Raw genomic sequence first — 24,245 nt, 5'->3', positions numbered from 1 at the left:
CTCGCCGGAGTGGTGAAATTGGTAGACGCGCCGGATTCAAAATCCGGTTCTGGCAACAGAGTGCCGGTTCGAGTCCGGCCTCCGGCACCATTTAACTTTTTCTATATAATTCTAAATAGTCCCAAACATGTTTAAATTCAATACTTACAAATAGTTTTATTATCCCGCCTAGTACCATTAAAAACCATTAGAACCCTTGTTAAAGTGTATCCTAGCTTATAAAAATGCTAAATTTGAAAATATGAGGATACACCTAATGGCTGGAAAGCTTACAGTAACTAAGATACAGGGCTTAAAAAATACAGGAAAAGACTATCGTATAGCAGATGGTAACGGTTTATATCTTAAAGTTAGTAAAACTGGTAGCAAGTCATGGCAATTTAGACATAAAAATAGATGGACTGGGCTAGGTAGTTATCCTGATGTATCTTTAAAAAAAACTAGACTAAAAATAGGAGAGTTTAAAGAAGCTATAGCAGATGGAGTTAGCCCGCAGATATACAAAAAAACTTTAGAAAGTGAAAGTCATAGTTTATTTTGTAATATTGTAGATTTTTATTTAAATCATAAAATAGAAAATAATGACTGGACTAGCGAAAGTACAAGAAAGAAAAATATAAATAGACTTAATAACAAAGTAAAACCGGTTTTTGCAAATAGACAAATTGACAAAATTAAACCAATAGAGTTAGCTAATTTTATTAAAAGCTTTACTGATACACCAAGTGAACAAGAAAAAGTATATAACCTATTAAATGGTATATATTCATTTGCCGTATCTAGTGGTTATCATGATACTAATCCGGTTAGAGAGTTAAATGCTATTAAAACCAATCCTAAAAATGAGCGATACCCTTTTATTAATCCAATCATGCAAAGAGCTATCTTTAGTAATTTATTAAATGATATAGATAATTACAAAGGACAAGTACAAACAGTAAAAGCATTACAAATATTACCTTATGTTGCATTTAGACCCTCTATGTTAACTGAATTAAAGTGGAGTGAGGTTTATTTAGATAATAATAATCATGAAAACCAGCCGCATATATTAGTAGCAAAAGAGAGGATGAAAAGTAGGCGAGACTTTGCACAGCCATTAAGCAAGCCAGCGGTTAAAATACTAGAAGCGATGAAAGCTATTAACGGTACAAAAGAGTTTGTTTTTTCATCTACAAAAGGAAAGCCTTTAGATATAAATACACTAAGAAAATCGATACAAAATAAGTTAGGTTATAACGGCAAAAATAAGCCAAAGCAGACTACACATGGATTTAGACATATTGTTAGCACAATACTTTATAGCTTGCAAAATAAATATAAATGGAGTGATACAGCTATAGAGACTGTTTTAGACCATGAGGCACAAAATAAAGTACAAGCTACATATAATATATATAGCTACTTTAAAGAAAGGGTAGAGATGATTAATATATTAGCTGATTATGTAGATGATGTTAAAGCAAATAGTAATATTATTAATATTGATAATGTAAGTTAAATTTTAAAGATTAGCATTGTCTAGGGTAACTCCCGACAGAATACTCCCCAAGTATTTTGGTAATGCTTCTTAATATTTTGGGAATAATTTGGGATATTGTTGTAATGGATTTTGAATTTGAACAAGATTATAATACTCCATGAAATTTTAACAACAATTTTGAGAATTTAGTTCCTAAAGTAGCTAAACTATAAATGAGCAATTTAGGATAAATGTAAATGAGTAATAAGAGAAAAATATATACCGTTGAATTTAAGACTAAAGTTGTCTTGGAAGTATTGGGGAAAGATCAAACAATCACACAGTTATCAGTAAAATATAATATTACGCACAAAAACATAAATAATTGAAAAACAGCCTTTTTAGAAAATGCTGAGTTGGCAATGGATCCATCCAAATCAGTATCACAATATAAAAAAGACAATGCAAAGCTTCAAACCAAGATAGATCAGTATTCTAAGAAGGTTGGACAACTAACAATTGAGAAGGAATTTCTTGAGGGAAAGCTCGTAAGCTTGGGATTATCTGATAGAAAAGCGATGATTGATCCTAAGCATAAATTATCTGTTGTAAAACAAAGTTGCTTATTAGAAGTTTCTAGAGCTGGTTTATATTACAAGCCTGTGGTTAACGAACATAAAGAAGAAGTAAAAGCAAAGCTTATACAGATACATGAGGAGATTCCCTGCTACGGCTATATAAAAGCTCATAAGCAATTAATAGAAGATGGGTTTAGCATCTGTGAGAACACAGTACAAAAGTATCGTAAAGAGTTAGGCATCAAAGCTATATTGGCGGTGAAAAAACCAAACTTAAACTTATCTGAACCTAACAAAGAGCATGCTATTTATAGTTACAAACTAAAAGGTTTAAGCATATTGAGACCTAATCAAGTTTGGTCTACAGATATTACATATATTAAGACTGATGCTGGCACAGTTTATATGGCAGCTATTATTGATTGGTACTCTAAGGCTGTACTAAGTTGGGAGATATCCAACACTATGGATAGTAGTTTAGTTATGAAAGTTTTAAATGAAGCTCTGTATAAATATGGAGTACCAGAAATATTTAACACTGATCAAGGTAGCCAGTACACATCTAACATTCATATCCAAACATTATTGGATAAAAAAATTACTATATCTATGGATGGTAAAGGTAGAGCAACTGATAACATTTGCATCGAAAGATTTTGGAGAAGTGCTAAATGTGAGAGATTTTATTTAAATCAATATCCTGGCATTGTTGAACTAAGAAACGATGTGGATGATTATATAGATTTTTATAATAATAGAAGATTTCATGAGTCTATCAATTATAAAAAACCTATGGAATTTTATTACGATAACTTATTGGAAAAACGGGCGGCTTAGATGGGAACTAAATAATTGAAAATATTGTTTAATTTATTGGGGTAGTATAGATGTAAAAAAAGATTTGGATTCTGGAGAACTTATTCATATACTGCCAAACTATAAAGTTATTTTTAATCCTAACGATAAGCCTGATAATATGGTTAGCTTGATGTATCTTTTTAAGCAGTTTTAGCCATACAGAGTAAAGAGTCTTAGTAAATTTATAATAGATAACTTCTCTAGTCTCTAGAATTAGCAACATAGATAAAACTTGGTTATAATTTCTAAAAATAATTAAATATTGTTATTAATGATAAAAAACATATTCTTTGATTTAGATGGTACTCTTGTAAATACTCTGGGAGATATTACAGTTGCTACAAATGCTATGCGTAAACATTTTGACCTTGATCCTATAACTGAGGATGTTTTAGCTAGTATTATTGGTAAGGGCTATCCCACAACTGTCAGAAAAGTATTAGCTTTAGATTTTGATGATGAACAATATATCGAATCTATAGCTGATGAAGGCGTAAAAATTATAAGTCAAACATATAAATCTCTAAATAGCGTGAATAGCAAGGTATACCCTAATGTTATTGAAACACTAGAGTTATTAAAAAAGAAAAATATCAAAATGGCTGTAGTGACAAATAAGCATGAAGAAAATACTAGACAATCTCTTTCTCACCTAGATCTAGTTGACTATTTTGAAGTAATAGTTGGTGGAAATACTACATCTAGCTACAAACCCTATCCAGAGCCACTACTTTTTGCCATAAGAAAACTAAATGCTAAAGTAGAAGAAAGCTTAATGATTGGCGATTCAATGAATGATTTTTTATGTGCAAAAGAGACAAATGTAAGAGCTGTAATGGTAAGTTATGGCTATCATAATGGTATTGATCTTAAAACTCTAGAGAGTTTTTCATATATTGATAGTTTTGCTCAATTGAAGAATCTTGCATAAAGAATAGAAATACATTAGCGATTATTAGCTTTAAAAATAAATGATTAAAAAGTAAAACTACCTAAGTCAATTTTTAAATTTATGAATTTTTTCTTTTTTATTTATTTTAAACTATAATAACTTAGGCAGTTTTGCACACTTTTTTACCATGAAAATATGCTGCTTAAACTCACTGAGTAAGTAGCAAGTAATATTAAAATAGAAATCACTGTTTTTCTTATTATAACTAATTTCAAAATTTCACTTACTCAAGCTCTATGCTATAATTTTGCCATAATCATATTTAGAAAATTTTTAAAATGGCAAATCATCATAAATTAATAATTTTAGGATCTGGCCCTGCTGGATATACTGCAGCAATCTATGCAGCTCGCGCAAACCTAAATCCTATAATAATCACGGGCATGCAGCCTGGTGGACAACTTACGACTACTACAGATGTTGATAATTGGCCCGGTGAACCTGAAGGTATCATGGGTCCAGAACTTATGGACAAGCTACAAAAACAAGCTGAAAGATTTGATACTCAGATTACATATGACACTATTAACTCTGTAGATCTAAAAACTAAACCATTTAAACTAGTTGGTGAGCTAGAAGAATATACTTGTGATGCTCTAATTATCTCAACTGGTGCTACTGCTAAATATTTGGGATTAGATTCAGAAGAAAAGTTTATGGGTAAAGGTGTCTCTGCTTGTGCCACGTGTGATGGTTTTTTCTATAAAAATAAAGATGTAGCAGTAATTGGTGGTGGTAATACAGCTGTTGAAGAAGCTCTCTTTTTATCAAATATTGCTAAATCTGTAACACTAATTCACCGCAGGGATTCTCTAAGATCTGAGAAAATTCTTATCGATAAGCTAATGGAAAAATCACAAAATGGTAATGTAAATATCATTTGGGATACTACATTGGAAGAAGTTCTTGGTGATGATATGGGTGTTAATGCTCTACGTATTAAAAATGTCAAAACTAATAAAGAATCTCAAATTGATGTTATGGGTGTGTTTATTGCCATAGGTCACACTCCAAACACTGGAATTTTTGAAGGTCAATTAGAAATGGAAAATGGCTATATCAAAGTTAAATCTGGCCTAGTTGGCAATGCCACTCAAACAAGTAGTGAAGGTGTATATGCAGCTGGTGATGTTGCTGATCATGTTTATAAACAAGCAGTAACTTCTGCCGGGACTGGTTGTATGGCTGCTTTAGATGCTGAAAAGTTTTTAGACCACTTAAATAAATAATTTTATAACCAAGCAAAATCCATATATCTAAGAGATTTTAACCTATAATTAATATATAATTTACTCCTCCCTAAATTTAAAGTGCTATAAGTATTTAAACTTTAAAACTATACTTTTTTTACATAAAATGGCTATAAGTATATATCCATAAAATATTAAGTTTTAAAAATAATGTCTCGTTCTATTCGTATACAAATTTTTATTATTCACCATGACCTCAGGTTTTTTGCAAGTTGCTCCTAGTGTAAATGGTGATTTCATATTAGAGACTATTAATTATAATGTCCCCATAAAAAGCTACTGATTTTAGAAAGATTTTTATTCCTAGATGTTAAAGTTAACTAGATAAATTAGGAAATAGATAAATGAGTAAAAAAAGAGTAACGTATACAGCTGATTTTAAAGCTAAAGTAATTATAGAATTGCTAGAAGGCGATATGACAGTTAATGAGATAGCAAGTAAGTATGATTTACTTCCTAAAAACGTGCACAATTGGAAGCAGCAATTTTTATCTAATGCTTGCTTAGCATTTGATAAAAGCTCTGTTGTTAAGGAGTATAAGCAGGAAATAGATGAGCTTAGAAAAGATAAAGATGCAACAAGTAAAAAACTAGTCGAGGTAATAGTAGAGAGGGATTTTTTAATGGGAAAGCTAAAAAGCTTGGTATCATCAAATGATAGAGTAAACTCTGTAGATACTAAGCTAGAATTATCTTTAAATAATCAGCTTAAACTATTATCTGTATCTAAGAGTGTGTACTATTATACACCAATATCAAAATTTAGTAGTAATGATGATATTAAACTATTAAATGCAATAGATTTGATACATACTAAACATCCATATTATGGTACGAGAAGGCTAGTAAAGTTGCTAAATAGATTAGGATTTCTAGTTGGAAGGAAGCTAATCAAAAGTGCTATGGAATTAATGGGTATTAAGGCATTGTATCCTAAAAAAAAGACAACTGTCATTAATAAGCAACACAAGAAATATCCATACTTACTTAATGTATTTAAAAATGAGACGAATCAGGTTGTTATAGATAAAGCTAATAAGGTATGGAGTGCTGATATCACGTATATTAGACTAGAATGTGGGTATGTGCATATTTAGTAGCCATAATAGATTGGCATAGCAAGAAAACACTAGCTTGGAAGATTTCTAATACTATGGATACACATCTAACAACTAGTGTGTTAAAAGAAGCGTTATTTAAATATGGTAAACCTGATATCTTTAACTCTGATCAAGGAACTCAATATACAGCAAAAGAGCATATTAAAATATTATCTGATAATAAAATAAATAAATCTATGGATGCTAAAGGAAGATCTATAGATAATATTGCAATTGAGAGATTTTGGAGAACACTGAAATATGAAAATGTTTATCCGGCATCATATATAACTATGAAAGAGGCTAAAGTAGGTATCAAAGAATATATTGATATTTACAACAATGAAAGACTACATTCTAGTATTGGATATATGACTCCTGATGAAGTATATTCTGGTATTTTAGATGCTGCATAAAAGCAAGGAATAAAAATATTTTATAAAGTGGTATTGAATAACAGGGACAGTTTAATCTGTAGATTTAAAATTGGTACAAACATTATTTTGATCCTCCCCACTCTCCAGCTTTATAACCTGGTATTTGCTCTAATCGAGAATACAATTCTTCTGAATTACCAGCAGTCCCTCCTAACCCTTTAAGTTCAAAAGAAAATAGTACTGTATCCGTTAAATTCCATAATATTGTCGGATTATTAGGATCTACATTGGTATAAGCACTTAGTTGATATAAAAGTCTAATATCCCAAGATCTAGCATTATACTGAACTCCTATAAATGCATTTGCTACTTGTTTCTGATTAAAATTATAGTTCCACAAACCAGCAACAGCTCAATGGTTAGTAAAATTAAATATCCCAACTAATGTAACTGTCTCTTGATGTTGTGGAGCAACACCATCATCTATCTGCTGCTGCTGAGTCAAAGCATCCCAGTTGTTTGCAATATTATTATATGAAACACTAAAAATATTCTCATTACTATCTTTATAAACAAACTGATAAACTTGATAATCAACATTACCTCGATTAATTCTATAGTTTATTTGGCCATTGAAATATAAATCCTTAGTTATATAAAGATTTAAAGAAGTCATTACGGGAGAAAAAGTATCATCTGAGAATTCATCCATCATGCCAGGATTAGGACATTTTGAATTGCCTTGACATAGAGTAACTCGTCTATTAGCAAGATATAACATTTGCCCTATTTTTGCAGTGGCTACAGTATTTCCATTACTATTATTTGACATTGAAGCCTCTAATGCATATGTTACCTGATTGGCATTATTTATCCTATCATGTCCTGTAAATCGATTAACTTGGAACATCTGTTCATATTGTTCATTTTGTAAACTCGTATCAAAAAGAGGTATATCTGTCTGATCTTGATAAGGTATATATGTGTAAAACAACCTAGGATGCAATGTTTGTGTAAATGAACCTTTACTAGTTGTAAAGTTACGATCAAAATATGCCCCTGCATCAATATTAAATATTGGAAGTATACTTGTCACAGAACTTTTATTAAATTTAATAGTATCTGTTGGTCTGTTATCAAGCTGATAATAACGTATAGGGACTTCTAACGATGGTTTAAAATATCCCCAAGAATTAGCAAAATCTCCAGCTATTTTAGGAGACTCATAACCTCTAAAAGCATTTACGTTTGTTGCCATTGGTGCACCAGGAGCATATGCTGCTGGACCACTTCCTTTTTGAAAAAACGTATTTAATATATTAGCACTTATTGTTATATAATCTGGAGTATACCCTTTTGATGTTACATTAAATTTGACTTCAGGTAATTTAGCATATGGTTGTCAATAGGCATTGAAAATTGACCCTATAGGCACCGAATTTTTGACCCCCTAGAGGACCTAAAATGACTGATTTTTAGTCAGTCAAAATCATCTGTTTTATTTCCTATTTTTAAGTCTAAAACTATCATTGCCAGTTTCAATAATTTCACAGTTAAAAGTTAAACGATCTAGCATAGCTGAAGTCATCTTCTTATCACTAAAAATCTGTGTCCATTCTCCAAAAGATAAATTTGAAGTTATAATCAAAGATACATTTTCATGTAACTTACTCAGAAGGTGGAATAATAAAGCTCCTTCAGACTTTGAGAAAGGTAAATAGCCCAATTCATCTAAAACAATCACATCCATTGATTTTAACTTTTCCGCAAGCTTTCCCGAGTTATTGTTTAACTTCTGCTGCTCTAATTGGTTAACCAAATCAACGATATTGTGAAATCTTGCTTTCCTACCTAATTTGACTATTTCTCTAGCAATGGCTATAGCTGTATGAGTCTTACCAGTGCCAGTAACCACCAACTAAAATAATGTTACGCTTACTATCTACCAAACCTGTGCTTTGTAAGCCTATAAGAACGTAAGCCAACTGCGTTGGCAGCTGTGGTTTAGTTTGTGCTAGTGGTCACAATTATCAATTAACTGTAAATATTTAGATATTTTTCCTTTATCTTCGAAGTGATCTAATTCAAATTTCTTACAATCAGGACGACGATATACATCATTATATTTATCACCATATATTTCATATATTTTAATCCAAAACTCATCAACAAAGTTTAACGAACCTTCAGCAAATTCTTGGATAACTACTTGAGGGAATAATTTATGGTTTTTAGCTATATCTCGTAATACTTTCTGTATCATCTTATTATGAGAATGTTTATGCTTCAATGTTTAAAATATTTTAAATATAATTATTTATTATCTAATAGACTTTTATACATTACAATTCGAACTCCATCAAAAATCAAAGAAGTATTACAAATTGGTAAATCATGGCTGAAATACTTCGAAGCTCATAAAACAGATATTAGAGATGTTGAGCTAGAAAACATGACTAATATTATGAGCTGTGGCTTACAGGTTAGAGGATATAAGCAATTTGTATGCCATACTAAAGGCTGTCATCATACTAAGAAAATATGTTTTAGCTGTAACTGTAGATCATGTCCTATACTACCCCAATAAATTAAACAATATTTTCAATTATTTAGTTCCCATCTAAGCCGCCCGTTTTTCCAATAAGTTATCGTAATAAAATTCCATAGGTTTTTTATAATTGATAGACTCATGAAATCTTCTATTATTATAAAAATCTATATAATCATCCACATCGTTTCTTAGTTCAACAATGACAGGATATTGATTTAAATAAAATCTCTCACATTTAGCACTTCTCCAAAATCTTTCGATGCAAATGTTATCAGTTGCTCTACCTTTACCATCCATAGATATAGTAATTTTTTTATCCAATAATGTTTGGATATGAATGTTAGATGTGTACTGGCTACCTTGATCAGTGTTAAATATTTCTGGTACTCCATATTTATACAGAGCTTCATTTAAAACTTTCATAACTAAACTACTATCCATAGTGTTGGATATCTCCCAACTTAGTACAGCCTTAGAGTACCAATCAATAATAGCTGCCATATAAACTGTGCCAGCATCAGTCTTAATATATGTAATATCTGTAGACCAAACTTGATTAGGTCTCAATATGCTTAAACCTTTTAGTTTGTAACTATAAATAGCATGCTCTTTGTTAGGTTCAGATAAGTTTAAGTTTGGTTTTTTCACCGCCAATATAGCTTTGATGCCTAACTCTTTACGATACTTTTGTACTGTGTTCTCACAGATGCTAAACCCATCTTCTATTAATTGCTTATGAGCTTTTATATAGCCGTAGCAGGGAATCTCCTCATGTATCTGTATAAGCTTTGCTTTTACTTCTTCTTTATGTTCGTTAACCACAGGCTTGTAATATAAACCAGCTCTAGAAACTTCTAATAAGCAACTTTGTTTTACAACAGATAATTTATGCTTAGGATCAATCATCGCTTTTCTATCAGATAATCCCAAGCTTACGAGCTTTACCTCAAGAAATTCCTTCTCAATTGTTAGTTGTCCAACCTTCTTAGAATACTGATCTATCTTGGTTTGAAGCTTTGCATTGTCTTTTTTATATTGTGATACTGATTTGGATGGATCCATTACCAACTCAGCATTTTCTAAAAAGGCTGTTTTTCAATTATTTATGTTTTTGTGCGTAATATTATATTTTACTGATAACTGTGTGATTGTTTGCAATACTTCCAAGACAACTTTAGTCTTAAATTCAACGGTATATATTTTTCTCTTATTACTCATTTACATTTATCCTAAATTGCTCATTTATAGTTTAGCTACTTTAGGAACTAAATTCTCAAAATTGTTGTTAAAATTTCATGGGGTATTATAATATTATAGAATCTTGCACGGCTGTAATTAATTTAAATCTGTATGATTTAATTTTATACCCTTTAACTTTAAATGTGTATTAGAAGTAAGTCCTTACAATTCCAAGGTATTCATGTACGATTCGTTGAGTTATATAAAAGTTATAAGCATTTGGTAATATTTTAATATTAGGAACAAGTTTAGAAGAGGCTAAACTAATAGTGTTTATATCAAATTTATCAAAAAGTATTTTTGCTCTTTTATAATGGATTCCACCAGTGACTAAACAATAAGTCTTATTTTTTTCTAGCAACTCTTTGGTATATTTAGCATTCTGATATGTGTTCTTAGATTTTTTCTCTAATAATATTCTAGAGCTCGATATTCCCAATTTATGTAATTCTTTTGCATAAATTTCAGCTTCTGATATTTTCGTTCCTGAAGGTACACCTCCTGTTACTATAATTTTTTGTGGATATTCATTATAAATTTCAGCGGTTTTAATTATGCGGTCATATGCTCCAAGACTTGGTTCTAATTGACCAAAAGCCTTATTTAAACCAGCTCCTAACAGAATAATACCACTTGTATTGGCACATGCTTTTATATCAGATGTTTCTGATTGGATTGGTTTTGCTAAAATATACCCTAGAATCCCACTACCAATTAGATAATAAATTATAGTTATAAATATGAAGAAATATCTTAAATATCCTTTTGAGAAAATACATCCAATAATTAAGGCAATTAAAAATAAACAACCAATATTTAATAAACTACTCATTTTAAATCCATATCTATTTTGCAAAGAAACCGCCAAACATTTGAGTATAAGTTTTAGAGTCTCTATTATTACACCCTCTAAATGATACACAAGTATGTTTAGCAGTTATTTTTATAGAAACATCTTCTGTACCAAGGATGAACTTCAAACTTTCAAATATTTGTGCAGTCATTCTTTCTTGAATTTGAGGACGCCTAGCAAAGAAATCACAAATACTATTTATACGACAAAGACCTATAATATTATTATCTTTCGGAATAAATGAAACTTCTGCGACACCTTCAAATGGTACAAAGTGATGTTCACAAAAAGACATAATGGTAATATTTTTTTGAGTTAGAACTCCATCATATTTGAACTCATTCTCATATAAGGCACATGCTGGAAAATTGTTATAGTCAAGGCCATTGAATATTTCCTGAGAAAACATTCTAGCTATTCTAAAAGGGGTTTTATCAAATTCATGAGTTTCTAGACCAAGAGTATCTAGTATTTCACGATATGCTTTTGATATTTTTTGTATTTTTATGTCATTATCAAACTTAAAGTCTCTAGGCTGTTCCAAACCTAACTTTATCAAATGATCACGAACATTTTTGCCTAATTCAGAGCAATATTTATTTGACATTTTTAGTTTAAAATCTCATATAATTGAGTATTAGCAATATTATATTATTTAATAAATCATCTTTATAGAGTAAATAGTATTTATTAGTGTTAATATAGCTAGGTTAAAAAAATAGGAAGTAAATTTTATGCAATTCTCAGATCTTGGTTTAAATTCTTCAATTTGTAATGCTTTAGATAAAAAAGGCTATACTAAACCAACAGCTATTCAGTCAAAAGCTATCCCATTAATTTTAAAAGGTAATGATGTAATGGCATCAGCTCAAACGGGTACTGGTAAAACTGCTGGTTTTGCATTACCTATTATACAAAAGCTTTTAGACCAGCCCAAAGCCCAAGCAAATAAAATTAAGGTTTTAGTTTTAACACCAACTAGAGAGCTAGCGGCTCAAATTGAAGATCAAGTTAGATTATATGGTCAAAATACACATATTCGTTCTACAGTTGTGTTTGGAGGTGTAAGTATAAATCCTCAAATGATGAAATTGCGTAAAGGTGTAGAGATATTGATAGCTACTCCAGGTAGACTGCTTGATTTATATAGTCAAAATGCAATTAAATTTGATAATCTAAATACTTTAATCCTTGATGAAGCTGATAAGATGTTAGATATGGGATTTATACATGATCTAAAAAGGATTCATAAACTTCTACCTAAAAAAATCCAAACTCTAATGTTCTCAGCAACTTTTTCATCAGAGATTAAAACACTAGCTAATGAATTTCTTAGCAACCCCAAATCTGTATCAGCAGATGTCGTAAATACTACGGTTAAAAAAATTACTCAGAAGATTTATACATTAGATAAATCAAAAAAAATTAATGCATTAATATCTTTAATTAGAGAACAAGACTTACATCAAGTATTAGTTTTTTCTCGCACAAAACATGGTGCAAATAAAATCTCAGAAAAACTTAATAAAGCAAATATAACAAGTAGCGCTATTCATGGTAATAAAAGCCAAGGGGCTCGTACAAAAGCTCTAGCAGACTTTAAAGATAAAGAGATAAATGTGTTAGTTGCTACAGATATAGCTGCACGTGGTATTGATATTGCTCAGCTCCCATGTGTTATAAATCTAGATTTACCAAATGTTGCTGAGGATTATGTTCATAGAATTGGTAGAACTGGTAGAGCAGGCCAAGATGGCTTAGCAATATCTTTAGTTAGTGCAGATGAAGTAGAATCATTGTCAAATATAGAGCATTTAATTGGTCATCTTTTACCTCGTGATGAGCTCGCTGGTCTTGAGGCTATTCATAATGTCCCTGTAACAAGTATGTCACGAAAAACTAAAGTGAAAAAGGTTAATGAAGTTAAAATAATTGCAGCAAAAAGAGCAAATAATAATAATAAATCAAGTGGTCATAATAAAGATTTTGCTAGAAGTATTAAGCAAAAAATTAATGCTAATAAAAATGTTAAAAAACCAAAAGGGTAAGTGTTATAAAGGAAAATTAAGTAAGTTATTACTGTTTAAGTACAAGTTTTAAATTTTTCAATTTTAATATCAACATCTAAATCTTTAATTTCAGATAAAAAATTCTGAACATGTTTAGATTCCAAATGAATTCTGTGACTATTTTCATTTGTAAAAGTCATAACTTCAAATACAGTTTCATCAAAATTACAGCCTAGTTCGTAATGAGTACAACCTAATTCCAAATTTATTGGTTGTATAAGTTTTTTAGCAAGATTATAAAGTTCTTGGTTCGACCATATTTAGAGTCTAATTTAACAAAAACAACTATTTTATCAGACATAAATTCTCTCCATTGTCATATTTGACTTTTATGTTTATACATAATTTCAAATTATTTTATCATAGTATTAATAAAAGGGTCATTTTGATAGAAAATCTACCTTAATATAACCCCCAGTTCGGAGTTATTTTAATGGATTTTTATTTAACTCAAAACAACTCTAAAACCTTTGTTTTATAATAATTTAAACCCTAAACTGAGGTAATATATGATTTTGGATCTACCCAATTATAAGCATTAACTGGGCATAGTTCTTACCTATATTGTTTATTTTATTTGTTTATCTTTGTTGAATGAGTTAAATCGATAGTCTTTATAAAGATATTACTTCACTAGTTTTTTTATTTGGTATGTGCTAGTTTTCTTAATAATATTAATTGCATTAATATGCGCCTCTCTTGATGAAGCCCCACAAGCGTCTTCAATAACAATTGGCTTAAACCCTTTCTGCATAGCAGTGTTTGAGCCATATAAAATTGCATTATATGTCGAAACACCTGTAAAATATATTTCGTTAACTTCTTTTATATTAAGCTCTTCTAGCAAATTATTGCCAAAGAATGGATCTCCTGATTTCTTATTAAAAAATTTGTGTTTATCAGAAGAATAAATAGATTCTATAAATTCAATATCTTCACTACCATATAAAAACTTTCTATTTTCTACTAATTCTATTCTGCTAGGAGCATATTTGAGTAATTTTCATCAAATGCTAATCTAATAAAATAAATAGGTAGTTTTTTTTCCTCAAAAAACTGTATTAACTTATTTGTATTCTCAATAACATAATTATGCTCCAACAAATATTCTTTACATATTCCATTTGTTGCGATTCCTTTGATAAAATCAATAACGAATAATGCTTTCATATTTTTTTCCTTAATCATTTGATAATTTCCTAACTAAGTTGCATAAATACTATGTATTTTTATACAAGGTATTATATTTAAGTCTATTTTGATAAATTATATAAATGATGGGCTTTTAGCTATCATTTTGATTGGTACAATATTACATATTTTCAAAGTTTAAACAGTATAATGTCCCCAGAAAAAGCTACTGATTTTAGAAAGATTTTTATTCCTAGATGTTAAACTTAACTAGATAAATTAGGAAATAGATAAATGAGTAAAAAAAGAGTAACGTATACAGCTGATTTTAAAGCTAAAGTAATTATAGAATTGCTAGAAGGCGATATGACAGTTAATGAGATAGCAAGTAAGTATGATTTACTTCCTAAAAACGTGCACAATTGGAAGCAGCAATTTTTATCTAATGCTTGCTTAGCATTTGATAAAAGCTCTGTTGTTAAGGAGTATAAGCAGGAAATAGATAAGCTTAGAAAAGATAAAGATGCAACAAGTAAAGAACTAGGCGAGGTAATAGTAGAGAGGAATTTTTTAATGGGAAAGCTAAAAAGCTTGGTATCATCAAATGATAGAGTAAACTCTGTAGATACTAAGCTAGAATTATCTTTAAATAATCAGCTTAAACTATTATCTGTATCTAAGAGTGTGTACTATTATACACCAATATCAAAATTTAGTAGTAATGATGATATTAAACTATTAAATGCAATAGATTTGATACATACTAAACATCCATATTATGGTACGAGAAGGCTAGTAAAGTTGCTAAATAGATTAGGATTTCTAGTTGGAAGGAAGCTAATCAAAAGTGCTATGGAATTCATGGGTATTAAGGCATTGTATCCTAAAAAAAAGAGAACTGTCATTAATAAGCAACACAAGAAATATCCATACTTACTTAATGTATTTAAAAATGAGACGAATCAGGTTGTTATAGATAAAGCTAATAAGGTATGGAGTGCTGTTATCACGTATATTAGACTAGAATGTAGGTATGCATATTTAGCAGCCATAATAGTATACTACCCCAATAAATTAAACAATATTTTCAATTATTTAGTTCCCATCTAAGCCGCCCGTTTTTCCAATAAGTTATCGTAATAAAATTCCATAGGTTTTTTATAATTGATAGACTCATGAAATCTTCTATTATTATAAAAATCGATATAATCATCCACATCGTTTCTTAGTTCAACAATGCCAGGATATTGATTTAAATAAAATCTCTCACATTTAGCACTTCTCCAAAATCTTTCGATGCAAATGTTATCAGTTGCTCTACCTTTACCATCCATAGATATAGTAATTTTTTTATCCAATAATGTTTGGATATGAATGTTAGATGTGTACTGGCTACCTTGATCAGTGTTAAATATTTCTGGTACTCCATATTTATACAGAGCTTCATTTAAAACTTTCATAACTAAACTACTATCCATAGTGTTGGATATCTCCCAACTTAGTACAGCCTTAGAGTACCAATCAATAATAGCTGCCATATAAACTGTGCCAGCATCAGTCTTAATATATGTAATATCTGTAGACCAAACTTGATTATGTCTCAATATGCTTAAACCTTTTAGTTTGTAACTATAAATAGCATGCTCTTTGTTAGGTTCAGATAAGTTTAAGTTTGGTTTTTTCACCGCCAATATAGCTTTGATGCCTAACTCTTTACGATACTTTTGTACTGTGTTCTCACAGATGCTAAACCCATCTTCTATTAATTGCTTATGAGCTTTTATATAGCCGTAGCAGGGAATCTCCTCATGTATCTGTATAAGCTTTGCTTTTACTTCTTCTTTATGTTCGTTAACCACAGGCTTGTAATATAAACCAGCTCTAGAAACTTCTAATAAGCAACTTTGTTTTACAACAGATAATTTATGCTTAGGATCAATCATCGCTTTTCTATCAGATAATCCCAAGCTTACGAGCTTTCCCTCAAGAAATTCCTTCTCAATTGTTAGTTGTCCAACCTTCTTAGAATACTGATCTATCTTGGTTTGAAGCTTTGCATTGTCTTTTTTATATTGTGATACTGATTTGGATGGATCCATTGCCAACTCAGCATTTTCTAAAAAGGCTGTTTTTCAATTATTTATGTTTTTGGGCGTAATATTATATTTTACTGATAACTGTGTGATTGTTTGATCTTTCCCCAATACTTCCAAGACAACTTTAGTCTTAAATTCAACGGTATATATTTTTCTCTTATTACTCATTTACATTTATCCTAAATTGCTCATTTATAGTTTAGCTACTTTAGGAACTAAATTCTCAAAATTGTTGTTAAAATTTCATGGGGTATTATAGTGAGTTATCGCCATCGCGTAGTTCAACGGCTTCATTTTCACCTGTGCTAGCCCCAGATGGTACAGATGCTGTTGCTTGCGTACCATCTTCAAGTTGTACGTATACTCGAACAGTTGGGTTACCTCGAGAGTCTAAAATTTCCATTGCTTGGATAGATGTTATTTTATCATTCATAGAGTAATCTCCTACAGTTGAAATTTTTTATAAAAATAAGGTACATCTTTACTATAGACTATAAATAGCTAACAATAAATAATTGATCATATCAAAAAAATAACTTATTTAATTTGCTTATATAGTTCTAAAGCCTTATCTCTAGAACTCTTAAGATCAATAATAGGCTTTGGATAGTCTTTGTTAAGAGTAATTTCTGCATCATTTAAAAAGTTTTCAGGAGCTTCCCATGGTTTTACTAAAAACTTATTTGGTAACTTAGCTATTTCAGGTACATATTTGCGAATATAGTCATACGCTTCAAATTTCTCAGATTGTAATATGGGATTAAATATTCTAAAGTAGGGTGCTGCATCTAAACCACAACCAGCTACCCATTGCCAGTTTGTATTATTACTAGCAAAGTCAGCATCAAATAACGTATCAAAAAACCATTTTTCACCATATTTCCAATGGATTAAGCAGTTTTTTATAAGAAAACTAGCAACTATCATTCGTACACGATTATGCATATAACCAGTTTGCCAAAGCTCTCTCATTCCAGCATCTACTATAGGTATACCAGATTGTCCTTGTTGCCATTTTTTTAGAATGATAGGGTTATTATCCCATTCAAAGTCATCAAACTTTTGATCGATGTTTTTATTATGAAGTTCAGGATAATAATATATCTGATAATATGAAAAATTACGCCAGACAAGCTCTTTGATAAAATGCTCTTCATTACTTCCAATAATATCTAAGCTTTGTATAGCATTAAAGATTTGATTTGGTGAAATTTCACCAAAATGCAAATATGGGGATAATACTGATGTAGCATTTAAACTCATATAATCTCTAGCAGCTTTATAGTTTTTAACTTTATTTGCTAAAAAGTCTCCAAGTATTTCACTAGCCGATTTTTCACCAATTCTCCATTGTTTGATGATATTTTGCCAAGAGTGTTCTGATTCTAATAGTTTTAATGAATCTAGATTGCTAGAACTATCAAGCTTTTCTAGGATATTGAACTCAGGTTTTATAATATTTGATCTATATTTTCTAATTTTAATGAGTTCTTTATAGAAAGGAGTATAAACCTTATAATGCGTACCATTATCTTTTTTACATTCCCAAGGTTCTATAAGTAAACTACAATTAAAACTTTTTACATTTATATTTTGTTCTTGAAGAAACCGCTTTATCTGAGTATCTCGATCTATACTGTATTTGTCATAGCATCTATTCCAATGAAAACCTGTGATATTATTTTCTCTAACAAGCTTTTTTATAATTTCTAGAGGATCTCCAATATAGAAGTTTAATTTATTATCTAGAGATTTATTAAGACTTTTTAGAGAGTGATGTAACCATAATTTACTTGCGCCACCTATTGGATATTTTTCATCGTGAATAAATATTGTTATAGTTCTATCTGCTTGGCTAGCTTGATATAATGCCGGATTATCAGCTAGGCGTAAGTCTTGTCTAAACCAATGTATAGATGTTGTTTTATCAGAGTTAATTTTCTTTTTCATGTTCTGTAAAATTAGTGTTTCTTAAATAACTTACCCAAGAGTTTTCACATTGAGAAATGGTTTTACCTGTAACTTTATTTATAGCTTTTTTGGTATTATTAGCATTGTAAATTTGCATAAATTTATTAGCGCCTAATTGTGTAAATAGATATTCTGTGAAAGATCCTGATAATATATAAAACATTCTTTTTTTATGAATGCGTTCTTTTTTAGGTCCTTTAAAGAAAACTAAGCCATCTTCTCCAACTTCATACTTATCTGCTAAGACACTTCTTAAGTTGTCATTTGAGGATATACTTTCGATATGTTTCTTTGCTAAGAAATTAAGGTTTTTGCCAAAATTAGGGAATGTCGGCTCACCTCCAAGCTTTTGATTAAGGTATACAGCAAGTCCTTCTTTAATCCAGACACTACGCCAATGCCAAGCGATAATATGAACTGTTTCATGTACATAAGGTGATCTACCTTGAGCATACCATGTAATAAGTGTTGTAGGATGAGCTTTATCAAGCATATGATATCCTATTATAGCATGTGATGCTTCATGAGCTCCATACACATAGTAATGTATCGTAAAATCTCTTTCATTTTCAGGAACTTTTAAAGTATTACGGATTTCTACAATAGCTTTATCAATTTTTTGTTGTAGTTTCAAAGCTTGTTGTTTGGTTAAATAGTTTTTTTGTACCCATATTATTGATAATGGTTTATTAGAATTCGCTTGAGTTGTTTGTTTTGATATATACTCTTGGCCACTGTCTTGGACTCTTTTGATTATTTTATCATTTCTTTCGATGTTGCCATATTTACCATATGAGAAACATAAATTACTAGAGAGAAATATTGAAGTTATTACAAAGAAGATTTTAATATAAGTTTTCATAGCTTTATACATTAAATTTAATCATTCATAATAATATTGTATAACATTTCCACATGCTCTTGAGAATCATTTAGACATGGAACTAGGCTAAACTGTTTTCCACCTTTATCTAAGAAAGCTTGCTTTTCTGTAATAGCTAATTCTTCTAAAGTCTCTAAACAATCAACACTAAAGCCTGGAGCTATAACAACTACTTTTTTATTTTGTTTAGCGAGCTCTTCTAGTTTAACTGTTGTATATGGTTTTAGCCATTTTTTAGGTCCAAAGCGAGATTGGAAAGATAATTCAAAATCTATGCCTGGATAGCTTTTCTGTAAAGATTCTTTTACTAGACGATAAGTCTTATGGCAATGGCAATAATAAGGATCTCCTTTATCAAAGTATTTTTGTGGTAAACCATGAAATGAAAATAAAATTGTATCAAGAGTATAGTTTAAGTTTTGTAAATGCTCTTTTATTTGTTGGCTAATAACTTCTATATGAAATTTATTATCATAATAAGGATTTATACCTTTAATAGTAGGTTGCCATCTTAGTTTTGATAAGATTCTATAAACTTCATCATAAACTGTGGCTGTAGTAGTTGCTGAATATTGTGGATATAATGGAAAAACAACTATCTCAGTAGCACCTTGATCTTGTAAGTTTTTAATTTTACTTTCAATACTTGGATTACCATAGCGCATAGCACAATCAACTATATAGTTATCTAGCTTTGTACTTAATTTTTGCGCGAGGTTTTCTGTATATAGTAGTAATGGTGACTTATTGTGTTGTTTATTCCATACAGTTTCGTAAGAATGGACATTTTTCTTTGAGCGAACAGGTAAAATAATTAGATTTAATATTAACTTCCATAAGATAGGATTAGCTTCAATTACGCGCCTATCTGATAAGAATTCCTTTAGATATTTTTTTATAGATTTAGCATCAAAATTATTTGGAGTTCCAAGATTAACTAGTAAAATTGCCTTTTTATTATATTTTTTGCTATATTCTTGCATTTTATTACTTAAGTATAAGATTTATCTAGGTTTTATTGTAACAAAAAAAATTTGCTCAAAAGTTAATTTTCTTCATAAAAGGGTCAAAAAAGTTATAATGTAAGATAGACTAATATACTACTAAGAAAAACTAGACCAAACTAAACTATAAGTGAATGCTTGAGGGATAAGCCAAACTCCTATTAGCGAAAGTCAAAAGATTAATTTAATCTAGCCGTTAATTGTTTTATTTAGTATCATTTCACGATATATAAAGTTTTGAGTTGTTTTTATAAAATGCAGCAGTGGCACCAATTACAATTTAGTGTGAAGTCTAAGTTTTTTGATATTATTGAAGACTATCTTTTTAACAATGATGCAGGTTCTATAACTAGAATTGATAAGCCATATGATATTGTTAACGTTGTAGTATTATACGAAAATCATCATGATATTGGTCTAATTATTGAGACTCTTAAAAAAGAGTTTGAGAATATTTTAGAAACCCAAATAGATTATGAAGTTATAAAAGATCAACAATGGGAAGCAGCTTGGTTATATGATTATGAACCACTTGAAGTTGGAAAGAATATAGTGGTCTATCCAAACTGGCGTGAATTGCCAAATGATAAAAATCATACATATATTATTGTAGATCCTAGTATAGCATTTGGTTGTGGTAATCATGAAACTACAAAAATGTGTTTAGAATGGTTAGAAGATTATGTGACAAATGATTCTAAGGTTCTTGATTATGGTTGTGGTACTGGAGTATTAGCTATAAGAGCTGTTAAGTTAGGTGCTAGTTTTGCACAAGGTATAGATATAGATCCAAATTCAATAGAGTCATCTATTAAAAATGCTACTGAAAATGATGTAACTGATAAAACTATTTTCGGTGATAATACTCCGACAGAGCAGTTTGATTTAGTTGTAGCAAATATTTTCTCTAATGTATTGATAAGCTTAGTTGAGAGTATTACAAGTAGTCTAAAACAGGGTGGTAGATTGGCCCTATCTGGGATAATAGAAAACCAAGTCGATGAAGTCCAAGAAGAGTTCAAAAAGTATAGTATAAGCTTTAACCAACCAAAACAGATGGGGCAGTGGTTTATGCTTGAAGGGAAGAAAAATGGGAGTTTATAAATATTTAAGTGAAGAGCGTGTTGATGTTCTAGAGAATAATACTATTAGATTTACTCAACCAGTGTTTCTAAATGATCCTTTTGAGACTCAAGTACATTTAAAAGCTCTTGCGTCAGTAGATGAGCTGCAGAAACTTTCTAATGAGAACTTTGACAAGCTTTTATCTGAAGAAATTAGTAAACATAATCACATATTTACTAATGTTATAAGAGATTATGTGACTAAAAATAAATTTGAAGAAGCATTATTTTTTTTTATTCAACTGCCAGAATTAAAGCAAACTTTTAAAAATAAATATAATGAAAGCCTCAATAATGGACTTGGTATATTATCTTTATCATCTAAAAATGATAATTTATTAATGTGGGCACATTATGCAAATTCACATCAAGGTTTTGTAATGGAGTTTGATGATCAGCATGAGTTTTTTAATCAAAAATTATTAGGAAAAGACTGTTTACGTAGTCTTAGAGAAGTTATTTATAGTAAAGAAAGACCAAGTAGGCTAATGTCAGAATATAATGAATATAGGATGATATTGCCACTCACTGATGCAGCAAAAAATATAAATGATGAAATCTACCTTTTCAAATATCCAAAAGAAATTGTTAGATCTGTATATTTTGGTGTAAATATGAATAGTGAAAATAAAAAGAAAAATTTAAACCTTATTAAGAATGATGAAGAGCTTAATCATATACAATTATTTCAAGCTTTTCCATCAGATAAATATTATAGAGTAGAATTTAAGTCTTATAGTGAATAAAATATGTCTTTTAAAATAGCTGATATTGAAATAGAAAATAACGTCGTACTTGCACCAATGGCAGGTTTTTGTGATAGTGCTTTTCGTACTATATGCAAAGAGCACGGAGCAGGGCTCATATATACTGAGATGGTAAGCAACAAAGCTGTAGTAGAACGTAATTGGGAAACTATGGAAATGCTCTATATGGAGAATAGTGAAAAACCACTTGGAATACAAATATTTGGTACAGATCTAGAGAGTTTTGTAGGGGCAACTAAATATATTGCTGAGAATACAGAATGTGATTTTTTAGATATAAATATGGGCTGTCCAATGCCTAAGATTGCGAAAAAACTTCAAGCAGGTGCCGCACTCCTTAAAGATGTAAATAGAATCCATGAGATACTAACTGCTGTAGTAAAAGCTGTACATAAGCCAGTTACGGTAAAGATGCGTATAGGTTGGGATGATAAAAATATTAATGCTGTTGAAGTAGCAAAAGCCTGTGAAGATGCTGGAGTTAGTGCAATAGCTTTACATGGGCGTACTCGTGAGCAGATGTATACTGGTAAAGCAAATTGGGATATTATCCGAGATGTGAAAAAAGCAGTAGATACTGTAGTGATTGGTAATGGCGATGTATATTGCCCACACAGTGCAAAAGCAATGATTGATCACACTGGTATTGATGCTGTGATGGTTGGACGTGCTTCAAGAGGTAATCCATGGATATTTAGGCAAATTGCAGAATATCTAAAAACAGGTGAAATAGTTTCACCACCGACAAATATAGAGAGAGTTGATGTGTTAGGCGAACACTTAAGACGTCTTATAAAGCTAAAAACTGCAAAGGTAGCAGTTAAAGAGATTCGTACTCATGCGAGTTTTTATCTTCAAGATTTGTCCAATTCAAAGGAATTTCGCCAGAAGTTAAATCAGCTAGATAATGAAATAGAAATTTTTAATATTTTAGAAGAATATAAAGTTTACTTAGAAAGTCTTAAATAAAATAAAAATAATATATTAGATTATTGTATTTTATTCCTTCTTATATTTTTGCAGATAAATTAGTAAAACACTGCAGATACAAATAAAAATACCTTCTAAATAAAACTGACTAATTACTATATATGATTCGATAAATACAATTACACCAAAAGCAAAATATTGTATAAGTGAAAATAATCCAGAAGCAGCATTAAATAGAGTTTTAACATTTGTAAAAACTTTAGTACTAGCAATAGCAAATGTTACTGTAGATGCTAAGTTTAGTAATATTCCTGGGATGACATATATGTAGGCATGATTCCAGGTTTTTAAACTAATTATAATAGCTAAAATACCACCTAGTAAGAAAATTATAACACCTAGTTTAATTATTGTATCTTTATGCATAAATCGCTCTAAAGTACTAACAATAATAGGACATAATAGTCCAGGAAGGGCTAATGGGAATAGATATAAAGCAATATATTTTGAATTAATATTAAATGTATCAGTTAACCAAAATGGTAAAGCAATAATGTAAGTCCAGGCGACACCATTTAAAATCGCAACAAATAGAGCATAACGGATAAAATGCTTCGTTTTTATATGTAAGAAAATTGTTAAAGTATTTTTTATAAAACCAGACTGTTTTATGGGTTTATTTTTTTCTTTTGAATTATTTAATTTATATACTGCGCTAATTACGATTATAAGCCAAATTAATACAAGTGCATAACCAAATTGCCAGCCTAAATAAAACCCAATCCAGCCTGAAAAAAATGGAATTATAAAAGAACAAAAATAGACTCCCATAAAAGTGATAGCTATAGCTCTTTGTTTTTGTTGAATATTATCAAAATAAATAAAAGGAAAACTTCTTGAACATACAGAAAGAGAGAAGATGATACTTGTCGTAATAATATAAGTAAATGTAAATATTATAATATTTGTTGTTAAAAGCATTATAATTGTTATTACGAAACTTAATATACTAGCAGATATAGCAACGTTTTAAACCTATTTGGTCAATTA

General features: G+C 30.0%; 27 protein-coding genes, 1 tRNA gene and 2 pseudogenes. 14 read left to right on the top strand and 16 right to left on the bottom strand.

Translation table 11 applies throughout. The features are described 5' to 3' along the window. The first annotated feature begins 3 nt into the window (after positions 1-3). The 8 genes from CDV26_RS08070 to CDV26_RS13215 all read left to right on the top strand — a co-directional run bounded on the left by CDV26_RS08070 (position 4) and on the right by CDV26_RS13215 (position 6,616). A tRNA-Leu gene (locus tag CDV26_RS08070) sits at positions 4-90 on the top strand. A 166-nt stretch (positions 91-256) separates the two neighbouring features. Then, the gene (locus CDV26_RS08065) at positions 257-1,501 is read left to right on the top strand and encodes a tyrosine-type recombinase/integrase (RefSeq protein ID WP_169709729.1); all 1,245 of its coding nucleotides are present in this window, start codon (positions 257-259) and stop codon (positions 1,499-1,501) included. A gap of 218 nt (positions 1,502-1,719) precedes the next feature. After that, positions 1,720-1,851 carry a transposase gene (locus CDV26_RS13635; protein ID WP_169709702.1) on the top strand — a complete coding sequence of 44 codons (132 nt, stop codon included), beginning with the start codon at positions 1,720-1,722 and terminating at the stop codon, positions 1,849-1,851. 33 nt (positions 1,852-1,884) lie between these two features. After that, on the top strand, positions 1,885-2,877 hold the full coding sequence (locus tag CDV26_RS08060) for an IS3 family transposase (RefSeq protein ID WP_088772295.1): 993 nt from the start codon (positions 1,885-1,887) through the stop codon (positions 2,875-2,877). A 292-nt stretch (positions 2,878-3,169) separates the two neighbouring features. Beyond that, positions 3,170-3,829: an HAD-IA family hydrolase gene (locus tag CDV26_RS08055; RefSeq protein ID WP_088772836.1), complete on the top strand. Its 660-nt coding sequence runs from the start codon at positions 3,170-3,172 to the stop codon at positions 3,827-3,829. A 299-nt stretch (positions 3,830-4,128) separates the two neighbouring features. Continuing rightward, a complete protein-coding gene (gene trxB / locus CDV26_RS08050) occupies positions 4,129-5,079 on the top strand; it encodes a thioredoxin-disulfide reductase (RefSeq protein WP_088772835.1) in 951 nt (316 codons plus the stop codon). A gap of 365 nt (positions 5,080-5,444) precedes the next feature. Then, on the top strand, positions 5,445-6,197 hold the full coding sequence (locus CDV26_RS13220) for an IS3 family transposase (protein WP_245806420.1): 753 nt from the start codon (positions 5,445-5,447) through the stop codon (positions 6,195-6,197). Continuing rightward, on the top strand, positions 6,176-6,616 hold the full coding sequence (locus CDV26_RS13215) for a DDE-type integrase/transposase/recombinase (RefSeq protein WP_245806419.1): 441 nt from the start codon (positions 6,176-6,178) through the stop codon (positions 6,614-6,616). Before CDV26_RS13220 ends, CDV26_RS13215 begins: the two co-directional genes overlap by 22 nt. Positions 6,617-6,698: 82 nt before the next feature. On the opposite strand, the pseudogene CDV26_RS08035 reads toward CDV26_RS13215, so the two are convergent. The 3 genes and pseudogenes from CDV26_RS08035 to CDV26_RS08025 form a co-directional block, all read right to left on the bottom strand. Then, positions 6,699-7,976, bottom strand: a pseudogene (locus CDV26_RS08035) (LPS-assembly protein LptD); the annotation flags it as partial. 99 nt (positions 7,977-8,075) lie between these two features. After that, positions 8,076-8,492, bottom strand: a complete 417-nt coding sequence (locus CDV26_RS08030) for an ATP-binding protein (protein WP_157671551.1) — start codon at positions 8,490-8,492, stop codon at positions 8,076-8,078. Positions 8,493-8,591: 99 nt separating this feature from the next. Then, entirely contained in the window at positions 8,592-8,840 is a 249-nt protein-coding gene (locus CDV26_RS08025; protein ID WP_088772833.1) for a hypothetical protein, read from the bottom strand. Positions 8,841-8,858: 18 nt separating this feature from the next. Between CDV26_RS08025 and CDV26_RS08020 the strand changes: the two genes are divergently transcribed. Continuing rightward, a complete protein-coding gene (locus tag CDV26_RS08020; protein ID WP_157671549.1) occupies positions 8,859-9,164 on the top strand; it encodes a transposase zinc-binding domain-containing protein in 306 nt (101 codons plus the stop codon). 33 nt (positions 9,165-9,197) lie between these two features. Here the strand turns inward: CDV26_RS08020 and CDV26_RS08015 are convergent, their stop codons facing one another. From CDV26_RS08015 to folE, 4 genes are all read right to left on the bottom strand, one after another. Continuing rightward, a complete protein-coding gene (locus CDV26_RS08015) occupies positions 9,198-10,190 on the bottom strand; it encodes an IS3 family transposase (protein WP_088772831.1) in 993 nt (330 codons plus the stop codon). A gap of 33 nt (positions 10,191-10,223) precedes the next feature. After that, complete coding sequence (locus tag CDV26_RS13630) at positions 10,224-10,346, bottom strand: transposase (RefSeq protein ID WP_169709728.1); 123 nt, start codon at positions 10,344-10,346, stop codon at positions 10,224-10,226. A gap of 169 nt (positions 10,347-10,515) precedes the next feature. Beyond that, the gene (locus CDV26_RS08010; RefSeq protein ID WP_088772830.1) at positions 10,516-11,199 is read right to left on the bottom strand and encodes a YdcF family protein; all 684 of its coding nucleotides are present in this window, start codon (positions 11,197-11,199) and stop codon (positions 10,516-10,518) included. A gap of 13 nt (positions 11,200-11,212) precedes the next feature. Further along, positions 11,213-11,827 (bottom strand): GTP cyclohydrolase I FolE, encoded by a 615-nt coding sequence (gene folE, locus CDV26_RS08005; protein WP_088772829.1) that lies wholly within the window; start codon positions 11,825-11,827, stop codon positions 11,213-11,215. A gap of 127 nt (positions 11,828-11,954) precedes the next feature. Here folE and CDV26_RS08000 point away from each other — a divergent pair, with 127 nt between their 5' ends. Then, complete coding sequence (locus CDV26_RS08000) at positions 11,955-13,268, top strand: DEAD/DEAH box helicase (RefSeq protein WP_088772828.1); 1,314 nt, start codon at positions 11,955-11,957, stop codon at positions 13,266-13,268. Between the two features lie 646 nt (positions 13,269-13,914). Here the strand turns inward: CDV26_RS08000 and CDV26_RS07990 are convergent. Next, positions 13,915-14,202 carry an isochorismatase family protein gene (locus CDV26_RS07990; protein WP_245806573.1) on the bottom strand — a complete coding sequence of 96 codons (288 nt, stop codon included), beginning with the start codon at positions 14,200-14,202 and terminating at the stop codon, positions 13,915-13,917. Positions 14,203-14,261: 59 nt separating this feature from the next. After that, positions 14,262-14,477: a cysteine hydrolase family protein gene (locus CDV26_RS07985; protein ID WP_088772825.1), complete on the bottom strand. Its 216-nt coding sequence runs from the start codon at positions 14,475-14,477 to the stop codon at positions 14,262-14,264. A gap of 237 nt (positions 14,478-14,714) precedes the next feature. On the opposite strand from CDV26_RS07985, the gene CDV26_RS07980 reads away from it, so the two are divergent. Then, positions 14,715-15,530 (top strand): IS3 family transposase, encoded by an 816-nt coding sequence (locus CDV26_RS07980; RefSeq protein ID WP_088772824.1) that lies wholly within the window; start codon positions 14,715-14,717, stop codon positions 15,528-15,530. On the opposite strand, the gene CDV26_RS07975 is transcribed toward CDV26_RS07980, so the two are convergent. From CDV26_RS07975 to hemH, 6 genes and pseudogenes are all read right to left on the bottom strand, one after another. Continuing rightward, positions 15,527-16,519 carry an IS3 family transposase gene (locus CDV26_RS07975; RefSeq protein ID WP_088772823.1) on the bottom strand — a complete coding sequence of 331 codons (993 nt, stop codon included), beginning with the start codon at positions 16,517-16,519 and terminating at the stop codon, positions 15,527-15,529. The genes CDV26_RS07980 and CDV26_RS07975 overlap by 4 nt on opposite strands. A 33-nt stretch (positions 16,520-16,552) precedes the next feature. Then, a complete protein-coding gene (locus tag CDV26_RS13625) occupies positions 16,553-16,684 on the bottom strand; it encodes a transposase (protein ID WP_169709695.1) in 132 nt (43 codons plus the stop codon). Between the two features lie 91 nt (positions 16,685-16,775). After that, positions 16,776-16,949 (bottom strand): annotated as a pseudogene (locus CDV26_RS07970) (phosphopyruvate hydratase); the annotation flags it as partial. Positions 16,950-17,053: 104 nt separating this feature from the next. Continuing rightward, the gene (locus tag CDV26_RS07965; protein WP_088772821.1) at positions 17,054-18,466 is read right to left on the bottom strand and encodes a cryptochrome/photolyase family protein; all 1,413 of its coding nucleotides are present in this window, start codon (positions 18,464-18,466) and stop codon (positions 17,054-17,056) included. Then, on the bottom strand, positions 18,450-19,349 hold the full coding sequence (locus CDV26_RS07960) for a hypothetical protein (protein ID WP_157671547.1): 900 nt from the start codon (positions 19,347-19,349) through the stop codon (positions 18,450-18,452). Before CDV26_RS07960 ends, CDV26_RS07965 begins: the two co-directional genes overlap by 17 nt. Positions 19,350-19,366: 17 nt before the next feature. Further along, a complete protein-coding gene (gene hemH / locus CDV26_RS07955) occupies positions 19,367-20,353 on the bottom strand; it encodes a ferrochelatase (RefSeq protein ID WP_088772819.1) in 987 nt (328 codons plus the stop codon). 276 nt (positions 20,354-20,629) lie between these two features. On the opposite strand from hemH, the gene prmA reads away from it, so the two are divergent. The 3 genes from prmA to dusB are packed head-to-tail and all read left to right on the top strand — an operon-like array spanning position 20,630 to position 23,234. Then, positions 20,630-21,478, top strand: a complete 849-nt coding sequence (prmA, locus tag CDV26_RS07950; RefSeq protein ID WP_088772818.1) for a 50S ribosomal protein L11 methyltransferase — start codon at positions 20,630-20,632, stop codon at positions 21,476-21,478. Next, positions 21,465-22,244 (top strand): DUF2971 domain-containing protein, encoded by a 780-nt coding sequence (locus CDV26_RS07945; RefSeq protein ID WP_088772817.1) that lies wholly within the window; start codon positions 21,465-21,467, stop codon positions 22,242-22,244. The genes prmA and CDV26_RS07945 overlap by 14 nt, the downstream gene beginning before the upstream one ends. A 3-nt stretch (positions 22,245-22,247) precedes the next feature. Beyond that, positions 22,248-23,234 carry a tRNA dihydrouridine synthase DusB gene (gene dusB, locus CDV26_RS07940; RefSeq protein ID WP_088772816.1) on the top strand — a complete coding sequence of 329 codons (987 nt, stop codon included), beginning with the start codon at positions 22,248-22,250 and terminating at the stop codon, positions 23,232-23,234. Between the two features lie 30 nt (positions 23,235-23,264). Here dusB and CDV26_RS12200 read toward each other — a convergent pair whose 3' ends face one another. After that, entirely contained in the window at positions 23,265-24,176 is a 912-nt protein-coding gene (locus tag CDV26_RS12200) for an MFS transporter (protein WP_157671545.1), read from the bottom strand. Positions 24,177-24,245: the final 69 nt, after the last annotated feature.

It is taken from the genome of Francisella halioticida, assembly GCF_002211785.1.
Classification (GTDB): Bacteria; Pseudomonadota; Gammaproteobacteria; order Francisellales; family Francisellaceae; genus Francisella; species Francisella halioticida.
Note: the sequence above shows the minus strand (reverse complement) of the source record. Positions and strands in the feature narration are given on the sequence as shown.

Bases quoted from the DNA above. Each gene is read 5' to 3' on its own strand.
- prmA (WP_088772818.1), top strand. From the start codon at position 20,630: ATGCAGCAGTGGCACCAATTACAATTTAGTGTGAAGTCTAAGTTTTTT.
- hemH (WP_088772819.1), bottom strand. From the start codon at position 20,353: ATGCAAGAATATAGCAAAAAATATAATAAAAAGGCAATTTTACTAGTT.
- dusB (WP_088772816.1), top strand. From the start codon at position 22,248: ATGTCTTTTAAAATAGCTGATATTGAAATAGAAAATAACGTCGTACTT.
- CDV26_RS07965 (WP_088772821.1), bottom strand. From the start codon at position 18,466: ATGAAAAAGAAAATTAACTCTGATAAAACAACATCTATACATTGGTTT.
- CDV26_RS08015 (WP_088772831.1), bottom strand. From the start codon at position 10,190: ATGGATCCATCCAAATCAGTATCACAATATAAAAAAGACAATGCAAAG.
- CDV26_RS07945 (WP_088772817.1), top strand. From the start codon at position 21,465: ATGGGAGTTTATAAATATTTAAGTGAAGAGCGTGTTGATGTTCTAGAG.
- CDV26_RS08010 (WP_088772830.1), bottom strand. From the start codon at position 11,199: ATGAGTAGTTTATTAAATATTGGTTGTTTATTTTTAATTGCCTTAATT.
- CDV26_RS13220 (WP_245806420.1), top strand. From the start codon at position 5,445: ATGAGTAAAAAAAGAGTAACGTATACAGCTGATTTTAAAGCTAAAGTA.
- CDV26_RS12200 (WP_157671545.1), bottom strand. From the start codon at position 24,176: ATGCTTTTAACAACAAATATTATAATATTTACATTTACTTATATTATT.
- CDV26_RS13635 (WP_169709702.1), top strand. From the start codon at position 1,720: ATGAGTAATAAGAGAAAAATATATACCGTTGAATTTAAGACTAAAGTT.
- CDV26_RS08060 (WP_088772295.1), top strand. From the start codon at position 1,885: ATGGATCCATCCAAATCAGTATCACAATATAAAAAAGACAATGCAAAG.
- CDV26_RS13630 (WP_169709728.1), bottom strand. From the start codon at position 10,346: ATGAGTAATAAGAGAAAAATATATACCGTTGAATTTAAGACTAAAGTT.
- CDV26_RS13625 (WP_169709695.1), bottom strand. From the start codon at position 16,684: ATGAGTAATAAGAGAAAAATATATACCGTTGAATTTAAGACTAAAGTT.
- CDV26_RS08020 (WP_157671549.1), top strand. From the start codon at position 8,859: ATGCTTCAATGTTTAAAATATTTTAAATATAATTATTTATTATCTAAT.
- CDV26_RS13215 (WP_245806419.1), top strand. From the start codon at position 6,176: ATGTGGGTATGTGCATATTTAGTAGCCATAATAGATTGGCATAGCAAG.
- folE (WP_088772829.1), bottom strand. From the start codon at position 11,827: ATGTCAAATAAATATTGCTCTGAATTAGGCAAAAATGTTCGTGATCAT.
- CDV26_RS08065 (WP_169709729.1), top strand. From the start codon at position 257: ATGGCTGGAAAGCTTACAGTAACTAAGATACAGGGCTTAAAAAATACA.
- CDV26_RS07980 (WP_088772824.1), top strand. From the start codon at position 14,715: ATGAGTAAAAAAAGAGTAACGTATACAGCTGATTTTAAAGCTAAAGTA.
- CDV26_RS08025 (WP_088772833.1), bottom strand. From the start codon at position 8,840: ATGATACAGAAAGTATTACGAGATATAGCTAAAAACCATAAATTATTC.
- CDV26_RS08000 (WP_088772828.1), top strand. From the start codon at position 11,955: ATGCAATTCTCAGATCTTGGTTTAAATTCTTCAATTTGTAATGCTTTA.
- CDV26_RS07975 (WP_088772823.1), bottom strand. From the start codon at position 16,519: ATGGATCCATCCAAATCAGTATCACAATATAAAAAAGACAATGCAAAG.
- CDV26_RS07985 (WP_088772825.1), bottom strand. From the start codon at position 14,477: ATGATTAAGGAAAAAAATATGAAAGCATTATTCGTTATTGATTTTATC.
- CDV26_RS08055 (WP_088772836.1), top strand. From the start codon at position 3,170: ATGATAAAAAACATATTCTTTGATTTAGATGGTACTCTTGTAAATACT.
- CDV26_RS07960 (WP_157671547.1), bottom strand. From the start codon at position 19,349: ATGAAAACTTATATTAAAATCTTCTTTGTAATAACTTCAATATTTCTC.
- trxB (WP_088772835.1), top strand. From the start codon at position 4,129: ATGGCAAATCATCATAAATTAATAATTTTAGGATCTGGCCCTGCTGGA.